This is a genomic window from Pseudomonas parasichuanensis (assembly GCF_021601385.1).
GTDB classification, from domain to species: domain Bacteria; phylum Pseudomonadota; class Gammaproteobacteria; order Pseudomonadales; family Pseudomonadaceae; genus Aquipseudomonas; species Aquipseudomonas parasichuanensis.
Genome location: NZ_BQHO01000103.1, coordinates 1 through 258 on the forward strand (window position 1 = coordinate 1; position 258 = coordinate 258).

At 73.3% G+C, this 258-nt stretch carries 1 protein-coding gene; it reads left to right on the top strand.

Features of this window, described 5'->3' with window-relative positions:
* Positions 1-258 (top strand): condensation domain-containing protein (locus L6D77_RS27135; protein WP_236170241.1); only part of this gene is annotated, 258 nt, incomplete at both ends.

The window sequence follows — 258 nt, forward strand, 5'->3', positions numbered from 1 at the left end:
AGGCCGGCTGGCAGGCCAGCTACCGCGCCGTGGGCGAGGTGCAGCCGCTGCTGTGGCAGCGCACGCTGGCCGACGCCGGTGAGCTGCAAGCCGAGGCCGAGGCGGCCCAGCGCAGCCTGGTGCTGGGCGAAGGGCCACTGTTGCGGGCGCTGCTGGCGACCCTGGCCGATGGCAGCCAGCGCCTGCTGCTGGTGATCCACCACCTGGCGGTGGACGGCGTGTCGTGGCGGATCCTGTTCGAGGACCTGCAACAGGCCT